The organism is Nocardioides sp. PD653-B2, from assembly GCF_002117935.1.
In the GTDB taxonomy this organism is placed as follows: Bacteria; Actinomycetota; Actinomycetes; order Propionibacteriales; family Nocardioidaceae; genus Nocardioides.
The window spans coordinates 1-1,282 of sequence record NZ_BDJE01000077.1; the positions used below are offsets into that span (position 1 = coordinate 1).

At 65.9% G+C, this 1,282-nt stretch carries 1 protein-coding gene; it reads right to left on the bottom strand.

The window, feature by feature from the left end; genetic code table 11:
* Positions 1 to 41 precede the first annotated feature (41 nt).
* Positions 42 to 1,213 (bottom strand): IS3 family transposase gene (locus tag PD653B2_RS24130; RefSeq protein ID WP_414689181.1). Its coding sequence is split into 2 segments (ribosomal slippage): positions 42 to 953 and positions 956 to 1,213, totalling 1,170 coding nucleotides; the frame shifts between segments, so codons are not numbered across the junction.
* Between the last annotated feature and the right edge of the window lie 69 nt (positions 1,214 to 1,282).

Here is a 1,282-nt window from a genome sequence, read left to right on the forward strand (position 1 = left end):
GGGACTGCTGAAGGTCTGGTTGTCACTCGTGGTGAGTGGTTTCAGGCCGCGTCAGCGGCCGCGTAGATGGTCTCAAATTCGATCGGGGTTAGCTTCCCGAGTGCCCGTTGGCGGCGCCGGCGGTGGTAGGTCCGTTCGATCCAGGTCACGATCGCCAGCCGGAGCTCTTCTCGGGTGCGCCAGCGTTGCCGGTTGAGGACGTTCTTCTGCAGCAACGCGAAGAAGGACTCCATCGCGGCGTTGTCCCCGGCCGCACCGACACGACCCATCGACCCGGTAAGGCCCTGGTGTTTCAACTCCTCGACGAACCTCCTGGAACGGAACTGGCTGCCCCGGTCTGAGTGGACCGTGCACCCGAGCACTGCGGCTGGTCCACCACGGCGAGCGACCGCACTCGATATGGCTGCGACGGCGATGCGGGTCTTCATCCGCGAGTCGATCGAGTAGCCCACGATCCGTGCCGAGAAGACGTCCTTGATCGCGCAGAGGTAGAGCTTCCCCTCGTCGGTGTGGTGCTCGGTGATGTCGGTGAGCCACAGCTGGTTCGGCGCGTCTGCGGTGAAGTCGCGTTGGACCAGGTCGTCGTGGACCGGCGGACCAGGCCGCTTCGCGGTACCCCGTCGACGGCTGTGTGCGGAGAAGATCTGGGCCTGCGAGCACAGCCGCCACACCCGCCGCTCGGACGCCACGTGGCCGGCCGCGACGAGCTCGTCGGCGACGAACCGGTAGCCGAACTCGGGGTCGTCGGCGTGCACGTCGAGCGCGGCGTTGGTCAGGTAGGCATCCGCCAGGTCGCGGTCGCTGACCGGGTCGCGGTCCCAGGCATAGAAGGCTTGCCGGGAGAAGCCCAGCACCCGGCAGGTCACCGCGACAGGAATCTTGTCGGCGGCAAGGTCACGGACCAGCGGGAACGTCATTTTGGGGACTGGCCGAGCTTCAGATTCGCCTGCGAGAGGTAGGCGGCTGCGCGGCGTAGGACCTCGTTCTCCTGCTCGAGGAGCCGGATCTTCTTCCTAGCTTCACGCAGCTCGGCGTTCTCGGTGCTCGTGACACCAGGTCGGACGCCGTCCTCGACGTCGGCTTTCGCGAGCCAGTTGCGCAGGCAGGACTCGCTGATCCCGAAGTCCTTGGCGATCTTAGACACGGGTGCATCACCGCGTCGGGCGACCGCGACGACGTCGTCGCGGAACTCCTTGGGATGGGGAGCAGGCATGGTCAACATCCTTCCAGCGACGACAGAAGTCGCCGCAGGTCAGGTGACAACCAAACCTTCAGCAGTCCC